Source organism: Paraburkholderia bryophila, assembly GCF_003269035.1.
GTDB lineage: Bacteria > Pseudomonadota > Gammaproteobacteria > Burkholderiales > Burkholderiaceae > Paraburkholderia > Paraburkholderia bryophila.
Genome location: NZ_QLTK01000004.1, coordinates 298,872 through 320,786 on the forward strand (window position 1 = coordinate 298,872; position 21,915 = coordinate 320,786).

Sequence of the window (21,915 nt, forward strand, 5' to 3'; positions counted from 1 at the left end):
CGTCTTCGTGGCTTATGAACCTTGTGTGGCGTTATTACCTTGCGGTTGCGCGCTGGGTTTTTGGACTGCAGCGGGCAAACGCGGTATGACTTTACAACCACTAAGGCGACGGGGGAAGTGGGGGTGGTTTTGACGCGTGATCAGAAAGAGTTTTCAGGAATTTGAACGTGAGTTGATTCTGACGAAGTCAAGTAGCGATAATTTCATAATGCTTTCATTGAGGTTATGAAGCGTGACGTCATCTTCTGATACGTCACGTCTATGCCGAGTACCTTCTGCATTCGCCGCCGGGCGGCACTTCGTTCACGCCGACGCTTTGGCCGGCGCGGCGAGCCATTCGCGGCCCTTCAGCAGGCCGTTCCAGTACAACCACGGAAGAAAACCGGACTTCAGATGCCAGGCGAGCGCGCGCGGCACCGTTGGGTCGAGCGGGAACGTGGGCAGCAATTTGCCGCCGTAGCCGAACTCCGCCAGCACGACCTTGCCCCGCTCGACCGTCAGCGGACACGCGCCGTAGCCGTCGTAGCGTGCAGGCAGTGGTTTAGCGTCGATCGATGCCAACAGATTCTCCGCGACGACCACGATCTGTTTGCGAACGGCCGCGGCCGTTTTGGCGTTGGGCGCGGAACATGCATCGCCGAGCGCAAACACCTCCGGGTAGCGCGGATGCCTCAGCGTGGCGTGATCGACTTCGCACCAGCCAGCCTGGTCGGCGAGCACGCTGTTGCTGACCACGGCCGGCGGAAGCTGCGGCGGCACCACATGCAGCATGTCGAACGGTTTCTCGACACGAACGACGCCACCGCCCGCGTCTTTCACGGCGAACGTTGCGATCTTGCGAGCGCCGTCGACGCCGATCAGATCCGAGCCGAACGCCAGCGACGCCTGATAGCGCTCGACGTACTTCATTAGCGACGGCACGAATGCCGCCACGCCGAACAGCACGTCGCCGGCCAGATTGAATTCGACCTCGACCTTGTCGAGCACACGCTGCTTGCGCCAGTAGTCGCACGACAGATAGAGCGCCTTTTGCGGCGCGCCCGCGCATTTGATCGGCATGCCCGGTTGCGTGAAAAGCGCCTTGCCGCCCTTCAGTTCATGGACCAGTTGCCAGGTGTACGGCGCGAGATCGAACCGGTAGTTCGACGTCACGCCGTTTTTGCCCAGTGTTTCTTCCAGCCCTTCGATCTTTTCCCACGCGAGCCGCAAGCCCGGACACACGATCAAACGCTGGTATCCCAGCGCGCGGCCGTCGTCCAGCCGAACGAGACGCTGTTCGGGTTCGATCGCGTTGGCGCTCGCCTTTATCCAATGCGCGCGCTCGGGCATGACAGACGACATGGGCCGCACGGTGTCGTTGATATTGAACGCGCCGCCGCCGACCAGCGTCCACGCCGGCTGATAGAAATGACGCTTCGCCGGTTCGACGATCGCGATGCGCAAGCCGGGACGGCGCCGCAGCAAGCTTGCCGTCACGCCGATACCCGCAGCGCCGCCGCCGATCACCACTACCTCGAAAGTTTCCGTGCTCTCGGAAGCTGATGCAGTTGTACTCATTGCGATACCAACCATTAAGTGTTATTCAATGCAATTTATATGTCGACTTCGGCATTCTAGCGCATTGAATTTGCAACAACGGCCCCGCTATCCATTTAATAATTTATATATAGCCATGACGCATTTTTATTTTCAAATTAAAGCGGACAAAACGCTTTTACCCTCGCCCCTCCACGGTCACATTAAAACCATAAAAATTTTACCATCAATATTAATTTCGCATTAAGGTGCACGTCAAATACCACAATAATTCACTCTTCGAATAACTTATGCCGAATACGTATCACTTACGTAGTTTCCACGGATACCCTTGCATCTCTTTAACGCGATAATTATCAAGACATCGCGCATTGCTTTCGATTCAGTACCAAACGGCCGAATTGCCGCCAGACGCGGGAGCGCGCGGACTGTATATGCCCCACGCATCTATCTGCGCAACACGAGCGCCATATGAAAAAGAATCTCAGATTCCGCATCGGCTCCAACTGGCTGTGCATGGAGAATAGCGACGAATCCGCGCCGGAGTATCCGGATTCGGTATCGGTCGTTCTGCGGAAGGATCAACCGAACGGGCAGCCTGGTGAACGTATTGAAATGACCTCGCGCGTGCGGCGCAACGCGATCCTCGCACTCGGTCTGCGCTTACTCGATCTGGCAGGTCGCATGACGCCGGAAACACCGGCGCCGGATAGTCAACTGACGCCCGGCGATGCCCCCTCACCGAGCTTGCTCGACGACCTCGATGCAATGGACGTTGAGCTCATCGAAAGCTTACCGCACGGGGAGCCGGTCGATTTCGCGCGCGACGTGTCGCAGAGCGCGAAGCGCCTGCGCAAACGCATGCCGATCCTGCGCGCCGCGCAAAGCGTGCTGGAGCAATGCGACGACGAGACCGCCACCCGCCTTTATCTAATGCTCGTCGCAGCGGACATGGATGGCAGCCTGCCGTCGGTGCGCGTACCCATCGTTGCCGAGTCCAGCTGGTCGCCGTGTTTTGAACAGTGCGTGAGAACACCTGATACGACGGAACACTAAAAATCGTCGAAATAATACGGATTTAATCCATCAGGCATCTTTAGTTGATCGCGGGTAGCAAGACCATGTAATCTGCAATGCGTCCGCCCGATTGAGCCAGACTCGGAGCACCGCTGACTCCCCATGATTTCTTGCGTAGCCCGATCATGAAATCCGATAGCGCAATTATCAGCTTCATAGAGAATTTTCCGGTCTCCGCCAGTCTCAAGGAAGCGGACACCGGAAAATACATTATTAATAATAGATACAATTCGCGGCAATTCGGCGTCGAGAATCCGGCCGAGCTGGTGGGCCTGACGATCAATGACCTGAAATTCTGTCAGCCGGAATGGGGCACGCAATACGCAGCCGCGATTCAGAAGCTTGATTTTCGCGCACGCGAAAAGAAAACCCATGTACTCGGCAGACATCGATTTCTCGACGACAGCGGTGAAGCCCAGCTCGAAGAAATGGTGAAATTTCCCGTGCTGGGTTCCCGAAAGAACATTCTGGGCATCGTCACTTATCGGAACGACATTACGCCCACGCTGCCGCCCAACAGCCTCTACCAGCTCTACCTGAACTTCTATGACGTCACGAGCGCGATCAAACGTGTGCTGGCGTGTCTCGAGATCGTTCAATACTTCGTCACGCTACCTACCGACGCCCAGTTCCGGGTTTTCCTCTTAAAGACGGAGCGCCTTGCCAACAAGGAAATCGCAAAGTTTCTCGGCACGTCGGACCGGACCGTGGAAACCCATCTGGACGCCCTGCGCAACAAGGTAGTCGACGGCAATCTGCCCCACGTCCTGGCTCTCGTCAAATGGCATACCCCCTACGCTTCCGATTCAACCCCCTCCTGAGAATCGCGCTCACTGCCAATCTGTTCGAGTGGTACGAATTCTCGCTGACTGCTTTCATGGCCCTTGAAATCGGCCGGCTTTTTTTCCCCGCCGCCAACGACAAGACGGCGCTCATGCTGAGTTTTTCGGTGTTTGCAAGCAGTTACCTGGCGCGGCCTTTCGGCAGCGTCGTTTTCGGCGTTCTGGGTAATCGGTTCGGCGCTGGGGCGGCACTCCGAGCGAGCATGATCGGTATGGCGATTCCAGCGTCGCTGATTGCGTTTCTACCGACTTATCAGACGGCGGGCTATCTCGCGCCGGCACTCCTGATCGCCCTGAAAATAATGCAGGGCTTCGCGGCCGGCGGTGAGTTGCCGTTGAGCGGTTATTTCGTGTCGCTCAACGTAACGGATAAAAATCGCGGCCTTTACTGCGCCGTGGTCGTGGCGAGCGGCTTCGTCGGTATGTTGCTGGCGTCGGGGATCGTTCTTGCTCTGCCGTATTGCAGCGCGATGCTGCAACGCTTACCGGCGGCGGCTCGCGGCGGCTTCCTCACCGAGGTATGGCGCTGGCCGTTTCTGCTGTGCATTCCCCTGTCGGTGTGGATTTATTCGCTCAGGTCTTCGATTTCGACGACGCCGGGCAATCAGGCACATGGTGTGTGGCATGCACGGCCCTTGCTGCCGCTGATACAAGCCATTGTTCTGGTGGCGTTCATGGAGGCGCATCTTTATACGGTGTTTGTCTGGCTGCCGGGCTATCTGCGTACCTATCTCGGCGTGTCCAGCTTCGACGCTCATTCAACCAACGTGATCACGCTGGTGATCTTTTCGCTATCGATGGTCATGGCGGGTGTTGCCACGCGCTGGGTCGATGCGTCGAGGCTCGCGCTCGTCGGTATCGTGTCTCTGGTCTGCAGCAGTTACCCGCTGTTCGCGTTTCTGCAGCGCGGCGACTTCCTGACGCTATTGCTGGTGCAGGCGGCATTTGCCGTCATGGCGGGTTGTCTGGTCGGCGTGATTTTCGTCGTCCTCCCCGACCTGTTTAAAGACAATTGGCGCAGTTTTGGTATGGTGACCACCTATTCGCTCGCCACCGCGGTTTTTGGCGGGACAGCACCTGTTGTAGGTGCGTATCTGATCAAGGCGACGCATCTGCTGACGGCACCCGCGCTCTATATCACGGCGTTGGGTGTGCTGGCCGCGCCGGTCGCGTACAGCATGGGCCGGAGGCAACGGAACCCGATTCAGGGCGCCGTCGATCCGGCTGCGGAGTCCGAACAACGACATGCGTCGTCATCGATTGTTTAACGCTTTTCGCTGAGCTTGAATGAATCATCTACTGCAGTTACCGCCGACGTTTCTGGTCACGCCTGAGCCGCAGAGTGGCAAACCGTTTGGCGACTTTATTGCGTGCCTCGCGCGTAGCCTCGAAGCGGGTGTTCGTCTGGTGCAGTTGCGCGCCAAGACACTGACTGCGCCGCAGTATGTCGAGTTGGCCGAACAGGCGCTGGCGTGCTGCCGGCGCTACGATGCGCGCCTGCTGCTGAATGCGTCGGCTGAAGTGGCGCTGGCGGTGCGGGCCGATGGGGTTCACCTCACGAGTACCCGGCTGATGGCTTGTAGCAGTAGGCCGTTGCCGTCTGGGCTGCTGGTTTCGGCGGCGTGCCATGACGAACATCAGGTGCTGCATGCGAATCGGATCGGTGCCGATTTGCTGACCATCTCGCCTGTTATGCCGACTGCGACTCATACTACGGCCACGCCTTTGGGGTGGCCGCGTTTTCGTGAGCTGGTCGCGCTCACCAGGATTCCGGTTTATGCGTTGGGTGGGATGAGCCTGGATAGCCTGGATGAGGCTCGTGAGTCGGGGGCTCAGGGGATTGCGGCGATTCGGTCGCTTTGGGTGAGCGAATAGAGGTGGCGAGTCTTCGGCAACTCGAAGTGAGAGGTCGAATTGAGATTCGACAGCCACCAAACAAAAAACCCCGCAAGTCAAAAACTTGCGGGGTTTTCTGAAGAATCTTGGCGGAAAGGGTGAGATTCGAACTCACGGTACCCCTAAAGGTACACTGGATTTCGAGTCCAGCGCATTCGACCACTCTGCCACCTTTCCGGGTCTTCCAACTCACCAGCGATAAGACTGATTCGTCAGATCCAAGCGGGTCGTTGCTTGGGAGAGAAAGATTATAGAACAGCTTAATCCGATTTCCAAGCCCCTCGTCAAAAAAACTTCAAAGAGGCCGGGTCATGCGATCGCGGCAGCAGCAAGGGCAGCGTCATCAGACCGCCGCTGCCGCGCCGAAAACCATCAAGCGGCCGCCACTTCCAACCGCTCCGTTCCACCAAGGTAAGGACGCAGCGCCGTCGGCACCGTCACCGACCCATCGGCATTCTGGAAATTCTCCAGCACGGCGACGAGCGTACGCCCCACCGCCAGCCCCGAACCGTTCAACGTATGCAGCAGCTCCGGCTTGCCCTGCGCATTGCGGAAACGCGCCTGCATCCGGCGAGCCTGGAACGACTCGGTATTCGAGCAGCTCGAAATCTCGCGATACGTGTTCTGCGCCGGCACCCACACTTCGAGGTCATAGGTCTTCGCGGCCGAGAAGCCCATGTCGCCCGTACACAGCGTGATCACGCGATACGGCAACTCCAGTTTCTGCAGAATCGCTTCCGCATGGCCGACCATCTGCTCGAGCGCTTCATACGACGTCTCCGGCGCGACGATCTGCACCATCTCGACCTTGTCGAACTGATGTTGGCGAATCAGGCCACGCGTGTCGCGGCCATACGAGCCCGCTTCCGAGCGGAAGCACGGCGAATGCGCGGTCAGCTTGATCGGCAGCGCGTCGGCTTCGACGATGCTGTCGCGTACCGTGTTGGTCAGCGAAATCTCCGACGTGGAAATCAGATACTGCGTGACCGTATTCTCTTCACCGCCCTTCTCGACGCGGAACATGTCGTCGGCGAACTTCGGCAATTGGCCGGTGCCGTACAGAATTTCCGGATTCACGATGTACGGCGTGTAAACCTCCGTATAACCGTGCTGCTGCGTATGCGTGTCGATCATGAACTGCGCCAGCGCGCGATGCAGCCGCGCAATCTGGCCGCGCAGCATCGTGAAGCGCGCGCCCGACAGCTTCGCGCCGGTCTCGAAGTCGAGGCCGAGCGGCGTGCCGACGTCGACGTGATCCTTCACCTCGAAATCGAACTGGCGCGGCGTGCCCCAGCGGCGCACTTCCACATTGCCGGCTTCGTCGACGCCGTGCGGCACGCTTTCGTGCGCGAGGTTCGGCACGCCGAGCAGCAGGTCCTGCAGGCCCTTCTGAATTTCTTCGAGGCGGGCCGCCGACGCCTTCATCTCGTCGCCGATACCCCCCACTTCGGCCATCAGCGCCGAAGTGTCTTCGCCCTTGCCTTTCATCGCGCCGATCTGCTTCGACAGGCTGTTGCGGCGCGCCTGCATCTCTTCGGTACGGGTCTGGGTATCGCGGCGTTCCGCTTCGAGCGCGGTGAAAGCCGCCGCGTCGAGGGTATAGCCGCGGTCGGCGAGGCGTTTGGCGACGCCGTCGAGGTCTTTGCGCAGCAGCTGAATGTCGAGCATGGGATGGGGCGGGTGTTCGTTGTATGAAGCTGGGATTTTAACGCACCGGCGTGGCCGGCCAGTGCGTTAGATGGCGAGCGCGCACGGAACGCCGGCAGCGCGCGCAAAAGCTCAGTCCTTCTTAGGCTTGTTCTCGCTGCGCCACTGCGCATCCAGTTCGGCCAGGCGCGCCATCTTGTCGCCGATCTTGCCTTCCAGACCGCGCGGCGTCGGCTCGTACCAATGCGGATCACGCATGTTGTCGGGCAGATATGTCTCGCCGGCCGCGTACGCGTCGGGTTCGTCGTGCGCGTAGCGGTATTCGTGACCGTAGCCGAGCTCCTTCATCAGCCTGGTCGGCGCATTGCGCAAATGCACCGGTACACCGCGCGACTGATCCTTGCCGACGAACCGGCGCGCCTCGTTGTACGCGTTGTAGCCGGCATTCGACTTCGGCGCGACCGCCAGATAAATGATCGCCTGCGCCAGCGCCAGTTCGCCTTCGGGCGTGCCGAGGCGCTCGTAGGTTTCGGCGGCGTCGAGCGCGATGCGGGCCGCGCGCGGGTCGGCGAGACCAATGTCCTCCCACGCCATCCGCACGATACGGCGCGCGAGATAACGCGGGTCCGCGCCGCCGTCCAGCATGCGGCAGAACCAGTACAGCGCGCCGTCCGGGCTGCTGCCGCGCACCGACTTGTGCAGCGCGCTGATCTGGTCGTAGAACGCGTCGCCGCCCTTGTCGAAGCGGCGCAGATTCTCGGCGAGCGCACTGCCGAGCAACGCGCCGTCGATCCCGGTGGTTTTCTGCTGCGCGGCCGCGCGGGCGACGATTTCGAGGTTGTTCAGCAGCTTGCGGCCGTCGCCGTCGGCGGAGCCGATCAAGGCGTCGCGCGCTTCGTCGGTGAACGTGAGGCCGCCGAGCTCCTGCTGCGCACGTTCGAGCAACTCGCGCTGCTCCTCGTCGGTGAGGCTTTTCAGCACGTAGACGGCGGCACGCGAGAGCAACGCGCTGTTCACTTCGAACGACGGATTCTCCGTCGTCGCGCCGACGAACACGAACAGCCCCGACTCGACGTGCGGTAAAAACGCGTCCTGCTGGCTCTTGTTGAAACGATGCACCTCGTCGACGAACACCAGCGTCTGGTGTCCGTTCGCGCGATGAATCTGCGCGGTCTCGACAGCCTCGCGGATATCCTTCACGCCCGAGAGCACCGCCGACAGCGCGATGAACTCGGCATGAAACGCATCGGCCATGAGCCGCGCGAGCGTGGTTTTGCCGACGCCGGGCGGCCCCCAGAGAATCATCGAATGGGCTTCGCCGGATTCGAACGCGACCCGCAGCGGCTTGTTCGCGCCGAGCAGATGCTTCTGGCCGATCACTTCGTCGATATTGCGGGGCCGCAGGCGTTCGGCAAGCGGCACATTGGCGCGGGTTTCTTCAAACATGACGTATTGGGGATGATCTCGGCTTTTCCGGACGCGGTCCGTATGAAGGCGGCGGGTTGCCGGATGAATCAGGCCGGCACTTCAGCGTGCAAAGGTGCGGGCAAGGTCCTGCATTATGACAGTGACTGACGGTGACGGCGGCCGCAGCAAGACCACGCGGATTCGGGCGGCGTAGCGAACGCCGCCCGTTCGAACGCGGTCCTCGAAGAACAGCGCCGGCGCACCGGCCGAATCAGCCTCGAACGCGCCCGACTCACGCCCGAAGCATGCCCGAATCGCACCCGAAGCATCGCTACCCCAAGCCGTAAGCTGATTTAGCGATAATCACGGGTTGGTCGGCCGCTGCCCGACGCCGCGGCGGCGACGACGCCGACCGGCGGCCACGCCCCCCTCACATAAATTCGAACGGGCCGATAGCAGTCATTTCAGCAATAGATCAAGCAACACGAACAGGGACAAGAACAGATGGCTCAAGATCCACTCGCCGGCGCCGCCGGTTCCACCTACGCACCGCTCACGCCGGTGCCCGACGCGCGTCGCGCGTTCCGCACCGGCGACGCCTTCGCGCTCTGGTTCTCACTCGGCATTGGCCTGCTGGTCGCGCAAGCAGGCGCGCTGCTGGTGCCCGGCTTGTCGCTGCCGCACGCGTTGCTGGCCATCGTGATCGGCAGTGCGATCGGCGTGGTGCTGCTCGCGCTCGCCGGCGTGATCGGCACCGACACCGGCCTCGCGGCGATGTCGTCGCTGCGGCCGACGCTCGGCGTGCGCGGCGCCTCGGTGCCCGCCGTGTTGAACGCGGTGCAACTGGTCGGCTGGGGTTCGTTCGAAGTGATCGTGATGCGCGATTCCGCCGACGCGCTCGCCAAACAGTCGTTCGGCCTCTCGATGCCGCTGATCTGGACCGTGGTCTTCGGCTTGCTGGCGACGCTGCTGGCGATCAGCGGCCCGCTCTCGTTCGTGCGTAAATTCCTGCGCACGTGGGGCATCTGGCTGCTGCTCGCGGGCGCGGCGTGGCTCACGTACAACCTGCTGGCCAAACACGATCTGGCCGCGCTGATGCGCCGTCCGGGCACGGGCGAAATGTCGTTCGGCGGCGCGATCGATCTGGTGGTGGCCATGCCGTTGTCGTGGCTGCCGCTGATCGCCGATTACACGCGCTTCGGCCGCAAACCCGGCGAGACGTTCCGCGGCACGTTGCTCGGCTACGGCATTGCGAACCTGTGGTTCTACGCGCTCGGCGCGATCTACGGCCTCGCGGCCGGCGGCGGCGATGCCTTGCTGACCGGCGCGCTGGCTCAAGCCGGCGGCGGCCTCGCGCTGCTGCTGATCCTGATCGACGAAGTCGACAACGCGTTCGCCGACATTCACTCGGCCGCCGTCTCGACCGGCACGTTCTGGACGCGCGGCAGCGTGCCGATCCTGTCGGCCGCATTCGGCGCGCTCTGCACGCTGGTCGCGCTGCTGGTGCCGATGGCGAAGTATCAGAACTTCCTGCTGCTGATCGGCTCGGTGTTCGCGCCGCTGTTCGGCGTGGTGCTGGTGGATCACTTCATCGTTCGCAAACGACGGATCGAGGCCGCCGTGCTCGCTGATCTGCACGGCCGTTACGGTTTCTCCGGCGGCTGGCATCTGAGCGCGTTCGCCGCGTGGGCGATCGGTATCGTGTCGTATCAGGCGATCAATCAATGGCTGCCGAATCTCGGCGCGACGCTGCCCGCGCTGGCGATCGGCGCGCTGTGTTACTTCGCGCTGGTGTCGGTGCGCAAGACTGCGTATGCATGAAGTCTGAAGTCACGCGGTAGCGTCGGCTGAAAATGCGAAAAGGCCTGCACACAATGCAGGCCTTTTCTAGTTGCTACTTGAGCGATGCGGTTCGCGGCTTAGCGCGTGGAAGCCCGATACTCGACGCCCGGCAGCACGCACAACAATTCGAACGCCAGATTCGCGCCCAGCAGCGCGGTGGTGCCGAACGGATCGTACGGCGGCGCGACTTCCACCAGATCGCAGCCGACGATATTCAGCCCATGCGAGCCGCGAATGATTTCGAGCGCTTGCGGCACCGTCAGCCCGGCGATTTCCGGCGTGCCCGTACCCGGCGCAAAAGCCGGATCGATCCCGTCGATGTCGAACGTGATGTACACCGGGCCGTCGCCCATCCGTTCGCGCACGCGCGCCATTAGCGGCGCCAGCGACTGGTTCCAGCACGCCTCGGCCTGCACGACCTCGAAGCCCTGATCGCGACACCAGTCGAAGTCTTCCGCCGCGTAACCCGTGCCACGCAAACCGATCTGCACGACGCGCTCGCAATCCAGCAGACCTTCCTCGACCGCGCGGCGAAACGGCGTGCCGTGCGCGATCTTCTCGCCCATCATCGTGTCGTTGACGTCGGCGTGCGCGTCGACGTGAATCAGGCCGACCTTGCCGTGCTTGCGATGAATCGCGCGCAGGATCGGCAGCGCGATGGTGTGGTCGCCACCCAGCGTGATCGGCTTGCAATCGTGCTGGAGAATTTCGTCGTAGGCGGCTTCGATGCGCGCGATCGAGTCGTGCAGGTTGTACGGATTGATCGCGACGTCGCCGAGATCGGCCACCCGCAGCGAATCGAACGGCGCGGCGCGCGTCGCCATGTTGTATGGGCGCAGCAGCACCGACTCGCTGCGAATCTGGCGCGGCCCGAAACGCGCGCCGGTACGGTTCGAGGTGCCCAGATCGAACGGCACGCCGACGAAGCAGGCGTCGAACCCTTCGGCCGAGCCGACGTTCGGCAGGCGCATCATCGTCGCGATGCCGCCGCAGCGGGGCATGGCGTTGCCGGAGAGCGGCTGCGGCCGTTCGCCGGCGTCGGGGGAAATGAAGGAAGAAGGTTTCATCGTGGCTCGGCAATGAAAAGGCGCTGCAAAGGGGCTGCAAGCGAAAAACGTGCGAACCGGCCGAGGAGAAAGCATGAGAAGCGCACCTTGCCGGGCGAATCTGGATTCTTAAGCAGTTTCCCTGAAGTTAAAATACGAACGGAATAAACTTCACATCGATTTTCAGCGATGTATCCTGACGCATGTTCTCTCAACTCACCGATCTCGACCTGCGGCTGATCCGCGTGTTTCTCGCCATTGTCGACGCGGGCGGTGTGTCGCCTGCCCAGGCAACCCTCAACGTCGGCCAGTCGACTATCAGCACGCAACTCGCCACGCTCGAAACCCGCCTCGGCTACCGGCTGTGCGAACGCGGCCGCGGCGGCTTCAGCCTGACCGCGCGCGGCGAGCAATTCATCGACGCGGCGCGCGCGCTGCTGGCTGCGGTGGATACGTTCGGCATGCAGGCCCGCAACGTCGGCCGCAAGCTGGTCGGCACGCTGGACATCGGCATGATCGGCCATACGCCGGTGTCGGCCAGCGCCCGTATCAGCGAGGCGATCGGCCGTTTCCGGGCGCGCGATCAATCGGTGCGGTTTTCGATTCTGGTGCGCTCGCCGGGTGAGCTGGAAGAGTTGCTGCTCAATGGGCGGATTCAGGTTGGCATCGGCTATTTCTGGCATCGCGTGCCGTCGCTCGACTACACCGAGGTGTTCGCCGAAGATCAGCTCGCGTACTGCGCGAAGGGGCATCCGCTGTTCGCGCAAGCGGGCGCGGTGCCGCCCGCCGAGGCCGCGCAGCATGAATGGGCGTGGCGCAGTTATCCGCTGCCCGAGGCCGAGAGTTCGACCACGCCGCAGAACGTGACCGCCGTGGCGGACAATATGGAAGCGGTCGCCATGCTCGTCCTGTCCGGGCATCACCTCGGCTATTTGCCCGGACATTTCGCGGCGCCGTTCGTCAGGCAGGGCCTGCTCGCGGCGTTGAATCCGGAGCTGATGCGCTACCGCGTCGCGTTTCACATGGTGACGCGGGGGCGGCAGCATCGCACGGATATCGTCGAGGCGTTTATCGACGATATGAAGGCCGCGCATCCGGCGCAGGTTCTGAAGGTGGAGGAGTAGCGCGGCCGTTGCGAGGGGATTCAAGCCGCCGAACGGCAGCAGATCAACCCTCGCGAGATTTCGTCTCCACGAGGCTCGTGTCTTCCGGTCCCCACCCTGGAATGCTGGGGTAGTAACGAGTCGAGCGACCCGCACCGACCTTCTCCAGAATGCCCATGTTTTCGAGTTCGACCAGCTCGCGCGACGCGGTGGCCCGCGAGGTGCCGCCGACGCTCTCGTATTTCCTCGTGTTCATACCGCCTTCGAAGCCGCGGGGACCGGCGTCGAGCAGCAGGTTGACGACTTTGCGTTGCCGCGTGGTCAATACCTTGTCACGATGGTCGATCCAGAACAGGGCTTTACCGAGCGCGGCGTCCATGACACTGGACGCCTCTTCGCAGGACACCCGCACCTGTTCCACGAACCATAGAACCCATGCGCTCACGTCCAGATCGCCATGCTGGGCGCGTTCGAGCTGCTCGTAGTAGTCGCGCCGTTTGTCGAGCAGGCGCTGCGAAATACGGATCAACCGGCTGATCTCGCCGTTTTCGCGGGCCAGCACGAGGTCGATGAGAACTCGGCCGACGCGGCCATTGCCGTCCTCGAAGGGATGAATCGTCTCGAACCACAGGTGAGCGAGTGCTGCCTTGACCAGACTGTCGTGCTCGGTCGTGGCGTTGAACCAGTCAAGGAATTGCTGCATGTCGGCGGGGACGCGGGCCGACGAGGGCGCCTCGTAGTGCACTCTTTCGCGCCCCAGGCGCCCACTGACCACTTGCATCGGCTCGGCATGCTCGCGGTAGGCCCCGACGAGAATTTTCGTCATGCCCGAGTAGCCGGTCGGGAAAAGCGCCGCCTGCCAGGCGCACAGACGCTCATTCGAGAGTGGCTCCGCCCTTTGCAGCACAGCGTCGTCCATGATGTCGAGCAGGCCTTCCACGTTTCGAGGCGCATTGGCGCCCTCCTGATTGCCGACACCGAGCCGCCGTGCCACGGACGAACGCACCGCGGTAAGGTTGATGCGTTCACCTTCGATAGCGGCCGTTGCGACGGCGTCCTGACTCCAGGCTTCGGCGGCGAGTTCGAGGCGCTGCTCGAAGCCCAGACCCGCCAACTTGCCCTCGACCACGCCCTGAGCGCGATGCGCACGGGCCAGTTCGGCGCTCACCTGAACGATGTCATAGTGCATGCCGGGCCACGTGGGGGCTTGCCAGATAAAGGAATGCGTCGAAGGCATGGCGGTGGATGAGCCTTGAGTCGATTGCGGGCTTTAATCGACTCATAGCGTGAGTCGAATTTAAGTATAGTCGACGCTGAGTCGATTGAGCGCTCAATCGACTCAAAATGTGAGTCGATACTCGGGGCGATACAAAAAAACCTCTGTCGGTCATCGACCGGCAGAGGCTTCTGGCAAACTCAACACACGCAACAACGGGCCTGGCGACAAGCCTGACGCCTGCCGCACACGCTTACCCGTTGATCACGTCCGCACCCTTCGGCACCGTGAACTTGAACGCATCCGCGGGCAGCGGCGGGTTCTTCTGAATGTTCGAAAAGGTCAGCAGGGTCACGTTGCCGAACACGTCGTGCAACTCCATCGCTTCGAGGTTGCCGTCCTTGAAGCCGATGCCCACGCGTTGAAATTGCGTGTCTTTCGCCTTCGGCGTTAGTTCCAGCCAATCGATGCCGGCCTTCACGCCCGCATCGCGCAGCGTGAAGTTCTTGTCCAGATCGTTGCTGCCGAACAGGATCGCCGCCGGGCTCGCGCCGAGCGCGCCGCCCAGGCTGCGCACCGTCACCTGATTCAAATCCTTGTCGTACACGTAGAGCTTGTCGCCGTCCGCCTGGAGCAGTTGCGCATACGGCTTCTCGTATTGCCAGATGAACTTGCCGGGACGCGCGAACGTGAACGTGCCGCTCGACGTGCCGGTCTTGCCGGCGCCGCTGGTGGACAACACGCCGCTTGCACCTTGCGCCTTGCTCGGCGCACGCACTTCCTGCTGCACGAAGGTGCCGCGCGCCGAATGGACTTGCGCGACGAACGCCTTCAATTGCTCGGTGCCGCTCGCGAAGGCCTGCGACGCCATCAGCATCGACGCGCCGATCGCCACGCTGCCGATGCCACGCACAACGGTGCGCGCGAGGCGCCCAAAGCGGACGGATTGATGAGCACTCTGTCGAGCGTGCTGCTGCGCGAATAGCTGCATGGTATTTTTCTCCCTTGATTGAATTCGTTGAGCGGTCGCGGCGGCGGGTCTGCACGAGGTGGCCGCGCTGCCGTGGCTCGCGGCTCGTGGCCCGCGTGGCTCATGGCTCGCGCCAGGTTCAAGCCTCGAGCGGCTTGTCGGCAGCCCAATGCCACACAGCTTAGGTGGCGAGCCTTAAACGGGCCTTAGTGCGGCGCGACCTGCGCACCGCACCGCGCCGCAGGCGCCATGAACGCCGCGACGCTTATTCCGCTTCCCGCGCCGGCGCGAGAATCTCGCGATTGCCGTTCGACGACATGGCCGACACCACGCCCGAGTTTTCCATCTGCTCGAGCAGGCGCGCCGCGCGGTTATAACCGATGCGCAGATGCCGCTGCACCAGCGAGATCGAAGCACGGCGGTTCTTCAACACCACGTCGACCGCCTGGTCGTACAACGGGTCCGACTCGCCGTCGCCCGCTCCGGTTCCACCGGCACCCGCCGAGCCTTCGTCGCCTTCGCCCGTCACGCCGCCTTCGAGAATGCCTTCGATGTAGTTGGGCTCGCCCTGCTCCTTGAGCTTGTCGACCACGCGATGCACTTCCTCGTCTGAGACGAACGCGCCGTGCACGCGCACCGGCAAGCCGCTGCCCGGCGGCAGATACAGCATGTCGCCCATGCCGAGCAGCGATTCTGCGCCCTGCTGATCGAGAATGGTGCGCGAGTCGATCTTCGACGACACCTGGAAGGCCATCCGCGTCGGCACGTTGGCCTTGATCAGGCCGGTGATCACGTCGACCGACGGCCGCTGCGTGGCGAGGATCAAATGGATGCCGGCCGCGCGCGCCTTCTGTGCGATCCGCGCGATCAGCTCTTCGACCTTCTTGCCGACCACCATCATCAGGTCGGCCAGTTCGTCGATCACGACCACGATATTCGGCAGGCGCGACAGCGGCTCCGGATCGTCCGGCGTGAGGCTGAACGGATTCGGCAGCTTTTCCTCGCGCTTGGCGGCTTCGTCGATCTTGTTGTTGTAGCCGGCGAGGTTACGCACGCCGAGCTTGCTCATCAGCTTGTAGCGGCGCTCCATTTCGGCGACCGCCCAGTTGAGCGCGTGGCCGGCCTGGCGCATGTCCGTGACCACCGGACACAGCAGATGCGGAATGCCTTCATAGACGCTCATTTCGAGCATCTTCGGATCGATCAGGATCATGCGGACCTGGTCGGCGCTCGCCTTATAGAGCAGCGACAGAATCATCGCGTTGATCCCGACCGACTTGCCCGACCCGGTCGTGCCCGCCACCAGCAGGTGCGGCATCTTCGCGAGATCGGCGCACACCGGCTTGCCGCCGATGTCCTTGCCGAGCCCCATGGTGAGCGGCGACGCGGCGTCCGCGTAGACCGCCGAGCCGAGAATCTCGGACAGGCTCACGGTCTGACGGCGCAGGTTCGGCAATTCCAGCGCCATGAAATTCTTGCCCGGAATGGTCTCGACCACACGGATCGACACCAGCGACAGCGAACGCGCCAGGTCTTTCGCCAGACCGACGATCTGGCTGCCCTTCACACCCGTGGCCGGTTCGATTTCGTAACGCGTGACGACCGGCCCCGGATATGCGGCGACCACGCTCACTTCGACGCCGAAGTCCTTGAGCTTCTTCTCGATCAGCCGCGAGGTGAATTCGAGCGTGTCGGCGGAAATGGTTTCCTGCGCGACCGGCGCGGCGTCGAGCAGCGAGATGGGCGGCAAGGTGGAGTCGCCCGGTAGATCGGTGAACAACGGCACCTGGCGTTCTTTCTCGACGCGCTCCGATTTGGCGGGCGTGACGACCGGCGGCACGATCACGACCGGCTCGTGTTCCTCGATCCGCACGCGGCCCTTTTCGACCTTGCCTTCGCGCTTCACCGCCGCCGCTTCACCCAGCTTGCGGTCGCGGCCGGCTTCGCGGCGCAGCTTCGCGAACGTGACGGCGGAAATGATCGACTCGCCGACCTTTTCCGACACCGACAGCCACGAAAAACGGAAATACAGCGACAAACCGATCGCGAGCGCGATCAGCAAGGCCAGCGTGCCGCCGGTGAAACCGAGCGCATGCGAGACTCCACGCGCCACCGCCTCGCCGATCACGCCACCGGGCGCGCGCGGCAATTGCACTTTCAGCGACCACATGCGCAGCGCCTCGATACCGTCGCAGGCAAGCAGCACAAGCATGAACGCGAACGCGTCCGCGAGCCAGCTGACGTCACGCGGCTTGTCTTCCTGGACGTCTTCGTTGCGGGTGATGCGCTTGTAGTTGGCGGAGATATGGCGGCCGAGCAGCACGATCCACCAGTAGGCGGACAGGCCGAACAGCAACAGCAGGATGTCAGACGTCCAGGCGCCGACACGGCCCGCCCAGTTGCCGATATGGTCGACCTGCGCGGCGTGGGTCCAGCTCGGGTCGCGCCGGCTGTAGCTGACGAGCGCCATGAGCAGGAACACGCCGAGCGCCACCTGCAGGATCCAGCGGATTTCGGTGAAAAGGCGCGACATGCGGTGCGGCAATGCCTGCGCGCTCGCGGAATAGGGAGCTTTTGCCATTGATCCTGTTGCGTGTGGGGCCACGTACGGCCGATTCCCGGCTGGCGCCTCGCCCAGCGCGGCTGCGGAAGCGCTCGCGGCGACCGGAAACTTCGATCCGGCCTATTGTAAACGCAGTGTCCCGCGCAAGGCTGTAAATGACGGTAACTTGGCCGATTGGCTGCGCCAACGCGCCGTGGCGCGCGCGGCAATCCCATCCGCAACCCTATCGGCGCGATCGGAAAGCTTCATGGAGCAGGCTCGCGCCCCGCCCTTTATAATGCCCGACTGACACCCCATCTGTAGTTTCAGCTCAAGTCGCACGGCCTCGCATGGGCGAGCCGGGCGCCGTAAAAGGATTCGATCATGCCCGCTACTTCCACGAAACACGCCAAGGTTCTGATTCTCGGTTCCGGCCCGGCCGGCTACACGGCTGCGGTCTACGCGGCGCGCGCCAACCTGGCGCCGGTGCTGGTCACGGGTCTCGCCCAGGGCGGTCAGTTGATGACCACGACCGACGTCGAAAACTGGCCCGCGGATGCGCACGGCGTGCAAGGTCCGGAATTGATGACGCGCTTCCTGGAGCACGCGGAGCGCTTCAACACCGAGATCCTGTTCGACCACATTCACACGGCCAAACTCGACGAAAAACCGATCCGCCTGATCGGCGATTCGGGCGAATACACCTGCGACTCGCTGATCATCGCGACGGGCGCGTCGGCGCAGTACCTCGGCCTGCCGTCGGAAGAAGCGTTCATGGGCAAGGGCGTGTCGGCGTGCGCCACCTGCGACGGCTTCTTCTACAAGCAGCAGCACGTGGCCGTGATCGGCGGCGGCAATACCGCGGTCGAAGAAGCGCTCTACCTGTCCGGCATCGCGAAGAAAGTGACGGTGATTCATCGTCGTGACAAGTTCCGCGCCGAGCCGATCCTGATCGACCGTCTGCTGGCGAAAGAAAAGGAAGGCCTGGTCGAGATCAAGTGGAACCACACGCTCGACGAAGTGACCGGCGACCAGACCGGCGTGACCGGCCTGCGTATCAAGCACACGCAAACCGGCACAACGGAAGACATCGCGCTGCAAGGCCTGTTCGTCGCGATCGGCCACAAGCCGAACACGGACATTTTCGCGGGCCAGCTGGAGATGAAGAACGGCTACATCATCACCAAGGGCGGTCTGAACGGTTTCGCGACCGCCACCAGCGTGCCGGGCGTGTTCGCGGCCGGCGACGTGCAGGACCACGTCTACCGTCAGGCGATCACCAGTGCGGGCACCGGCTGTATGGCCGCGCTCGACGCGCAACGCTACCTGGAAACCATCGACGAGATGGCGGGCGAGCATGCCATGAGCCAGGAAGCCGAACGTTGATGCACGGCGCCCGGCGGCAACGCCTCGCGCAACGGTAAAATGGCGGCTGGGCGTGGCCCGGTCGCCTGCCTGATAAAAGGCCGCGGCTGACAAGCCCGCGGCCTTTTTTGCGTCTGCGGCATGCGTCCTATTTCAGGCGTCCAGTGTCGCCATGCCGTTCGTGATCAGCGTCGCGCGATCGATCTCCTTGTCTGCGTTGTATTCCCGATATGCCGAAAAACCAGCCCCACCCCAACGAACCGAAGCGCGCCCGCACCGCCGCCAGGCCGGCGCCGGAACCCGCTGTTCCCGTCGCCCAGACGAAGCTCGAACCGGCGGCCGGTCTTGCCGGTCTCGGCGCGCTGCGCGACGCGTTGAAGGGCGAAACGCAGCGGCGCGAGCGCGCGCGTGCCGCCGCCGCGGCAGCGCAGCGCGAAGCAACGGCCGACGCGGATCTGTTCCGCCGCGAAATCGGCGCAGTGGCGCCGTTGGCCGTGCCGCCACGTGCCACGCTGCCGCGTAATCCTCCGCCGCCGCTGCCGGTGCAAACCCGACTCGACGAAGAAGCCGTCCTGCACGAAGCGATCTCCGACGAGTTCGATCCCGAAGTACTGCTCGACACCGACGAGACGCTGTCGTATTGCCGCCCCGGTGTCAGTCAGGAAGTCGTGCGCAAACTGCGGCGCGGCGACTGGATCGTGCAGGCGCAAATCGACCTGCACGGCATGCGGCGGGAAGAAGCGCGCGAGGCGCTGGCCGAATTCATCCGCGAGTCGGTGAAGCGCGGCTTGCGCTGTTTGCGCGTGATTCATGGCAAGGGGTTGGGGTCGATCGGCAAGGAGCCGGTGCTGAAGGGCAAAGTGCGCGCGTGGCTCGTGCAGAAGTCCGAAGTCATCGCATTCTGTCAGGCGCGTCCGCACGACGGCGGCGCCGGCGCGGTGGTCGTGCTGCTGCAGCCGGGCGCGCTGCCGGCGCACGCCAAATCCTGAGGCCACCGCGGTGATCCATCCGAGACTGACGCTGGCGCTGACCCTCATGGAAGCGCTGGCGATTTTCGCGTACGCGATTTCCGGTTTCATCGAAGCGCGGACGCGCCGGCTCGACGCTGTCGGCACCTTCCTCGTGGCGATCGCCACGGCTTTCGGCGGCGGCACGTTGCGCGACGTGTTGCTGGAGCGTCGGCCGTTCTACTGGGTCGAGCATCAGGGTTATTTGATCGCGATCTTCGTGATGTCGCTGTTCGCGCCCATGCTGTTGAAGATGACCTCGCGCCTGCTGTCTGAGCGCGTGCTGCTGGTCGCGGATGCCATCGGCCTGGGTTTGTTCAGTATCGCGGGCACGTCGATCGCGCATGACGCGCAGATGCCGTGGTTCACTGCGGTGATGATGGGTGTGCTGACAGGCGTATTCGGCGGTGTGATCCGCGACGTGTTGTGCAATGAAGTGCCGCTGATCCTGCGCGACTCGCGGCCTTACGCGACCTGCGCGTTCGTGGGTTGCTGGCTATATGTGCTGCTGGACTACGCGAACGTCGATACCGTGTATAGCGTGTTGATCGCGACGGCTTTTATCCTGCTCGCGCGGCTGCTGACGTTCCGGTTCAACGTGCGGTTACCGCACTGACGGCGAGAGAGAGTCGATCGGGCGCACGCCATATGGAACGCTGCATCACCCCAAACCTGGACGATGCAGCGCCCTTCACGCTTACTTATTGGTGGCCAGCGCGCCCGCGCTCTTAGAGCCGCCGAACAGCGCCGTCAGATAGGCGGAGTTGTTGTTCATCGTCGCCATGAGCGTGTTCAACGCGGTGAACTGGCTCTGATACTGCCTGGTCAACTGCGTCGCGTAGTCGGCAAGCTTGGACTGCTGCGCGGTGACACTCTTCAGATCGGCGTTCAACGCGCTGTTGCGCGTGTCGATGATGCCGCCGGTCCTCGTGAACTCCGTAATACTCCTGTTCAGCTTCGCGCCGAGCCCGTCGGTCGTGTTGAACAACTGCGACACGCGTGCCGGCGCGGTGCCGAGCGCCGAACTCAGCTTCGCGTTGTCGATCACCAGCGTGCCGTCCGCCGGATCGCCCTTCAGCGTGATGCCGATATGCGCGAGGCTCACCGTCGAGGTGCCCTTGCCCACCCCGCCGCCGATAATCGACGCCAGCGAATTCTTGATGGTCTGCAACGTGGAGTCGCCGAGCAGCGCGCCGCCCGTCTTCGACGTTTTGTCGTACGAGGACAGTTTGTTGACCGTCGTGACGACCGTGTTGTACAGGTTCGCGAAATTCGTGATCGCGGTGTTTTGTGCGGTGGTGTCCGGCGCGATGGTCAGCGTCTGCGTGGTGCCGACCGCGTCGCGCGACAGATTCAGCGATACGCCGGAGATCGCGTCGGTCACGGCGTTGGTCGCGCTGCGCGCGTCGATCCCGCCGATGGCAAGCAGCGCGTCCTGCGCGGCCTCGCTCTGACGCCAGGCCTTGGTGCTGTCCGACGAAACGAACGTGGACGCCGCGCCGTCCGCACCGGGCGTCGATTTGACGCCGAGCGCCGCGAGGCCCACGTCGTTCTGCACGTTGCTGGTGGTGACGTCGATCGTGTTGGCCGCGCCGGTGGCGGCCGCGCGCAGCACGAGGTGGGCGCCGCCCGTACCGGTCACGATCGTGGCCGTGACGCCGGGGTTGTTGCTCGCCTTGTTGATCGCGTCGGCAATGCCGCCGAGCGTGTTGTTCTTGCTGTCGACCGTGATGTCCATGGACTTGCCGCCGACCGCGATGCTCAACGTGCCGGTACCCAGTTGCGTGGTCGCGCCGAACGCGGCGGACGCGAGGCTCTGCGACGTGGCGATCTGCTTGACTTCAACGGTGTAGCTGCCAGGCACGGCGCCGACGCCCGCCTTCGGGTCGAGTCCTTTGCCGCTGGCCGTGGCCGCGAAGGTCGACAGCGTGGTGCCGTCCGACAGATTCTTGATCGCCGCCTGCAGCGCGCTCAGCGCCGATGTCAGTGCGCCGTACGCGGACAGCGTGGTGTTGTCGGTGGTTTGCCGGGCTTGCAATGCCGCCGACTGACCCGCCGTCTTCGCATTCACCAGCGCCGACACGAGGCTTGCGACGTCCATGCTCGAATTGCCGGTCGAACCGCTGATGATGGATTGCGCCGCCTGCTGCACCTGGTTGCGTGCGTTGGAGGTCGCCTGATTGACCGACGTAGTGTTGATCGTAGACATGCCATGGCTCCGTGCGTCGAGTGGTTCGTGATCTCTGGTGTGACGCCCCGGGCCTGTTCAGTTGCGCCCTTTATCCGGTTACATCGGCGTCGCTTACATTTTTTTCAAATGTTACACCATATTTCTTGAAGCAAACGTGACAATTTTCCGGAGATTGGCCGGCGTAATCGGTTTTGAATTCTTGAAAATGGGAGATTTGAGCGCTTTGCG

Annotated in this window: 17 protein-coding genes and 1 tRNA gene; 9 read left to right on the forward strand and 9 right to left on the reverse strand. The window is 62.8% G+C overall.

Annotation, left to right across the window (positions count from 1 at the left end):
• Window positions 1-303: 303 nt before the first annotated feature.
• Window positions 304-1,557 (reverse strand): NAD(P)/FAD-dependent oxidoreductase, encoded by a 1,254-nt coding sequence (locus BX591_RS10085; RefSeq protein WP_111930923.1) that lies wholly within the window; start codon window positions 1,555-1,557, stop codon window positions 304-306.
• A 450-nt stretch (window positions 1,558-2,007) separates the two neighbouring features.
• On the opposite strand from BX591_RS10085, the gene BX591_RS10090 reads away from it, so the two are divergent.
• The 4 genes from BX591_RS10090 to BX591_RS10105 all read left to right on the forward strand — a co-directional run bounded on the left by BX591_RS10090 (window position 2,008) and on the right by BX591_RS10105 (window position 5,330).
• A complete protein-coding gene (locus tag BX591_RS10090; RefSeq protein ID WP_111930754.1) occupies window positions 2,008-2,592 on the forward strand; it encodes a hypothetical protein in 585 nt (194 codons plus the stop codon).
• A 146-nt stretch (window positions 2,593-2,738) separates the two neighbouring features.
• Window positions 2,739-3,434, forward strand: a complete 696-nt coding sequence (locus tag BX591_RS10095; RefSeq protein WP_111930756.1) for a helix-turn-helix transcriptional regulator — start codon at window positions 2,739-2,741, stop codon at window positions 3,432-3,434.
• Entirely contained in the window at window positions 3,395-4,723 is a 1,329-nt protein-coding gene (locus BX591_RS10100; protein WP_111930758.1) for an MFS transporter, read from the forward strand. The genes BX591_RS10095 and BX591_RS10100 overlap by 40 nt, the downstream gene beginning before the upstream one ends.
• A gap of 19 nt (window positions 4,724-4,742) precedes the next feature.
• The gene (locus BX591_RS10105) at window positions 4,743-5,330 is read left to right on the forward strand and encodes a thiamine phosphate synthase (protein ID WP_111930760.1); all 588 of its coding nucleotides are present in this window, start codon (window positions 4,743-4,745) and stop codon (window positions 5,328-5,330) included.
• Between the two features lie 108 nt (window positions 5,331-5,438).
• Here BX591_RS10105 and BX591_RS10110 read toward each other — a convergent pair.
• The 3 genes from BX591_RS10110 to BX591_RS10120 all read right to left on the reverse strand — a co-directional run bounded on the left by BX591_RS10110 (window position 5,439) and on the right by BX591_RS10120 (window position 8,444).
• Window positions 5,439-5,528: transfer RNA gene (locus BX591_RS10110), tRNA-Ser, on the reverse strand.
• A 195-nt stretch (window positions 5,529-5,723) separates the two neighbouring features.
• Window positions 5,724-7,019 carry a serine--tRNA ligase gene (gene serS / locus BX591_RS10115; RefSeq protein WP_111930762.1) on the reverse strand — a complete coding sequence of 432 codons (1,296 nt, stop codon included), beginning with the start codon at window positions 7,017-7,019 and terminating at the stop codon, window positions 5,724-5,726.
• A gap of 111 nt (window positions 7,020-7,130) precedes the next feature.
• Entirely contained in the window at window positions 7,131-8,444 is a 1,314-nt protein-coding gene (locus tag BX591_RS10120) for a replication-associated recombination protein A (RefSeq protein WP_111930768.1), read from the reverse strand.
• A gap of 465 nt (window positions 8,445-8,909) precedes the next feature.
• Here BX591_RS10120 and cytX point away from each other — a divergent pair, with 465 nt between their 5' ends.
• On the forward strand, window positions 8,910-10,226 hold the full coding sequence (gene cytX / locus BX591_RS10125) for a putative hydroxymethylpyrimidine transporter CytX (protein ID WP_111930770.1): 1,317 nt from the start codon (window positions 8,910-8,912) through the stop codon (window positions 10,224-10,226).
• A 98-nt stretch (window positions 10,227-10,324) separates the two neighbouring features.
• Here cytX and speB read toward each other — a convergent pair whose 3' ends face one another.
• A complete protein-coding gene (gene speB, locus BX591_RS10130) occupies window positions 10,325-11,314 on the reverse strand; it encodes an agmatinase (RefSeq protein ID WP_035552395.1) in 990 nt (329 codons plus the stop codon).
• A gap of 182 nt (window positions 11,315-11,496) precedes the next feature.
• On the opposite strand from speB, the gene BX591_RS10135 reads away from it, so the two are divergent.
• The gene (locus tag BX591_RS10135; RefSeq protein WP_111930772.1) at window positions 11,497-12,417 is read left to right on the forward strand and encodes a LysR family transcriptional regulator; all 921 of its coding nucleotides are present in this window, start codon (window positions 11,497-11,499) and stop codon (window positions 12,415-12,417) included.
• A gap of 43 nt (window positions 12,418-12,460) precedes the next feature.
• Here the strand turns inward: BX591_RS10135 and BX591_RS10140 are convergent, their stop codons facing one another.
• The 3 genes from BX591_RS10140 to BX591_RS10150 all read right to left on the reverse strand — a co-directional run bounded on the left by BX591_RS10140 (window position 12,461) and on the right by BX591_RS10150 (window position 17,163).
• A complete protein-coding gene (locus BX591_RS10140; protein WP_111930774.1) occupies window positions 12,461-13,633 on the reverse strand; it encodes a Fic family protein in 1,173 nt (390 codons plus the stop codon).
• 232 nt (window positions 13,634-13,865) lie between these two features.
• The gene (gene lolA, locus BX591_RS10145; RefSeq protein ID WP_111930776.1) at window positions 13,866-14,603 is read right to left on the reverse strand and encodes an outer membrane lipoprotein chaperone LolA; all 738 of its coding nucleotides are present in this window, start codon (window positions 14,601-14,603) and stop codon (window positions 13,866-13,868) included.
• A gap of 244 nt (window positions 14,604-14,847) precedes the next feature.
• Complete coding sequence (locus tag BX591_RS10150) at window positions 14,848-17,163, reverse strand: DNA translocase FtsK (protein WP_111930778.1); 2,316 nt, start codon at window positions 17,161-17,163, stop codon at window positions 14,848-14,850.
• A 345-nt stretch (window positions 17,164-17,508) separates the two neighbouring features.
• Between BX591_RS10150 and trxB the strand changes: the two genes are divergently transcribed.
• From trxB to BX591_RS10165, 3 genes are all read left to right on the forward strand, one after another.
• Entirely contained in the window at window positions 17,509-18,510 is a 1,002-nt protein-coding gene (trxB, locus tag BX591_RS10155) for a thioredoxin-disulfide reductase (RefSeq protein WP_111930780.1), read from the forward strand.
• A 209-nt stretch (window positions 18,511-18,719) separates the two neighbouring features.
• Window positions 18,720-19,478, forward strand: coding sequence for a Smr/MutS family protein (locus BX591_RS10160; RefSeq protein WP_111930781.1), 759 nt, complete (start codon window positions 18,720-18,722; stop codon window positions 19,476-19,478).
• Between the two features lie 13 nt (window positions 19,479-19,491).
• The gene (locus BX591_RS10165) at window positions 19,492-20,112 is read left to right on the forward strand and encodes a trimeric intracellular cation channel family protein (RefSeq protein WP_111930925.1); all 621 of its coding nucleotides are present in this window, start codon (window positions 19,492-19,494) and stop codon (window positions 20,110-20,112) included.
• Window positions 20,113-20,193: 81 nt separating this feature from the next.
• Here BX591_RS10165 and fliD read toward each other — a convergent pair whose 3' ends face one another.
• Entirely contained in the window at window positions 20,194-21,705 is a 1,512-nt protein-coding gene (fliD, locus tag BX591_RS10170) for a flagellar filament capping protein FliD (RefSeq protein WP_111930782.1), read from the reverse strand.
• Between the last annotated feature and the right edge of the window lie 210 nt (window positions 21,706-21,915).

What these genes read in the sequence shown, in the direction of transcription:
- BX591_RS10105 (WP_111930760.1), top strand. Translation starts at nt 4,743, where the DNA reads ATGAATCATCTACTGCAGTTACCGCCGACGTTTCTGGTCACGCCTGAG.
- cytX (WP_111930770.1), top strand. Translation starts at nt 8,910, where the DNA reads ATGGCTCAAGATCCACTCGCCGGCGCCGCCGGTTCCACCTACGCACCG.
- BX591_RS10085 (WP_111930923.1), bottom strand. Translation starts at nt 1,557, where the DNA reads ATGAGTACAACTGCATCAGCTTCCGAGAGCACGGAAACTTTCGAGGTA.
- BX591_RS10160 (WP_111930781.1), top strand. Translation starts at nt 18,720, where the DNA reads ATGCCGAAAAACCAGCCCCACCCCAACGAACCGAAGCGCGCCCGCACC.
- BX591_RS10095 (WP_111930756.1), top strand. Translation starts at nt 2,739, where the DNA reads ATGAAATCCGATAGCGCAATTATCAGCTTCATAGAGAATTTTCCGGTC.
- BX591_RS10140 (WP_111930774.1), bottom strand. Translation starts at nt 13,633, where the DNA reads ATGCCTTCGACGCATTCCTTTATCTGGCAAGCCCCCACGTGGCCCGGC.
- BX591_RS10135 (WP_111930772.1), top strand. Translation starts at nt 11,497, where the DNA reads ATGTTCTCTCAACTCACCGATCTCGACCTGCGGCTGATCCGCGTGTTT.
- fliD (WP_111930782.1), bottom strand. Translation starts at nt 21,705, where the DNA reads ATGTCTACGATCAACACTACGTCGGTCAATCAGGCGACCTCCAACGCA.
- serS (WP_111930762.1), bottom strand. Translation starts at nt 7,019, where the DNA reads ATGCTCGACATTCAGCTGCTGCGCAAAGACCTCGACGGCGTCGCCAAA.
- trxB (WP_111930780.1), top strand. Translation starts at nt 17,509, where the DNA reads ATGCCCGCTACTTCCACGAAACACGCCAAGGTTCTGATTCTCGGTTCC.
- BX591_RS10090 (WP_111930754.1), top strand. Translation starts at nt 2,008, where the DNA reads ATGAAAAAGAATCTCAGATTCCGCATCGGCTCCAACTGGCTGTGCATG.
- BX591_RS10100 (WP_111930758.1), top strand. Translation starts at nt 3,395, where the DNA reads ATGGCATACCCCCTACGCTTCCGATTCAACCCCCTCCTGAGAATCGCG.
- BX591_RS10150 (WP_111930778.1), bottom strand. Translation starts at nt 17,163, where the DNA reads ATGGCAAAAGCTCCCTATTCCGCGAGCGCGCAGGCATTGCCGCACCGC.
- lolA (WP_111930776.1), bottom strand. Translation starts at nt 14,603, where the DNA reads ATGCAGCTATTCGCGCAGCAGCACGCTCGACAGAGTGCTCATCAATCC.
- BX591_RS10120 (WP_111930768.1), bottom strand. Translation starts at nt 8,444, where the DNA reads ATGTTTGAAGAAACCCGCGCCAATGTGCCGCTTGCCGAACGCCTGCGG.
- speB (WP_035552395.1), bottom strand. Translation starts at nt 11,314, where the DNA reads ATGAAACCTTCTTCCTTCATTTCCCCCGACGCCGGCGAACGGCCGCAG.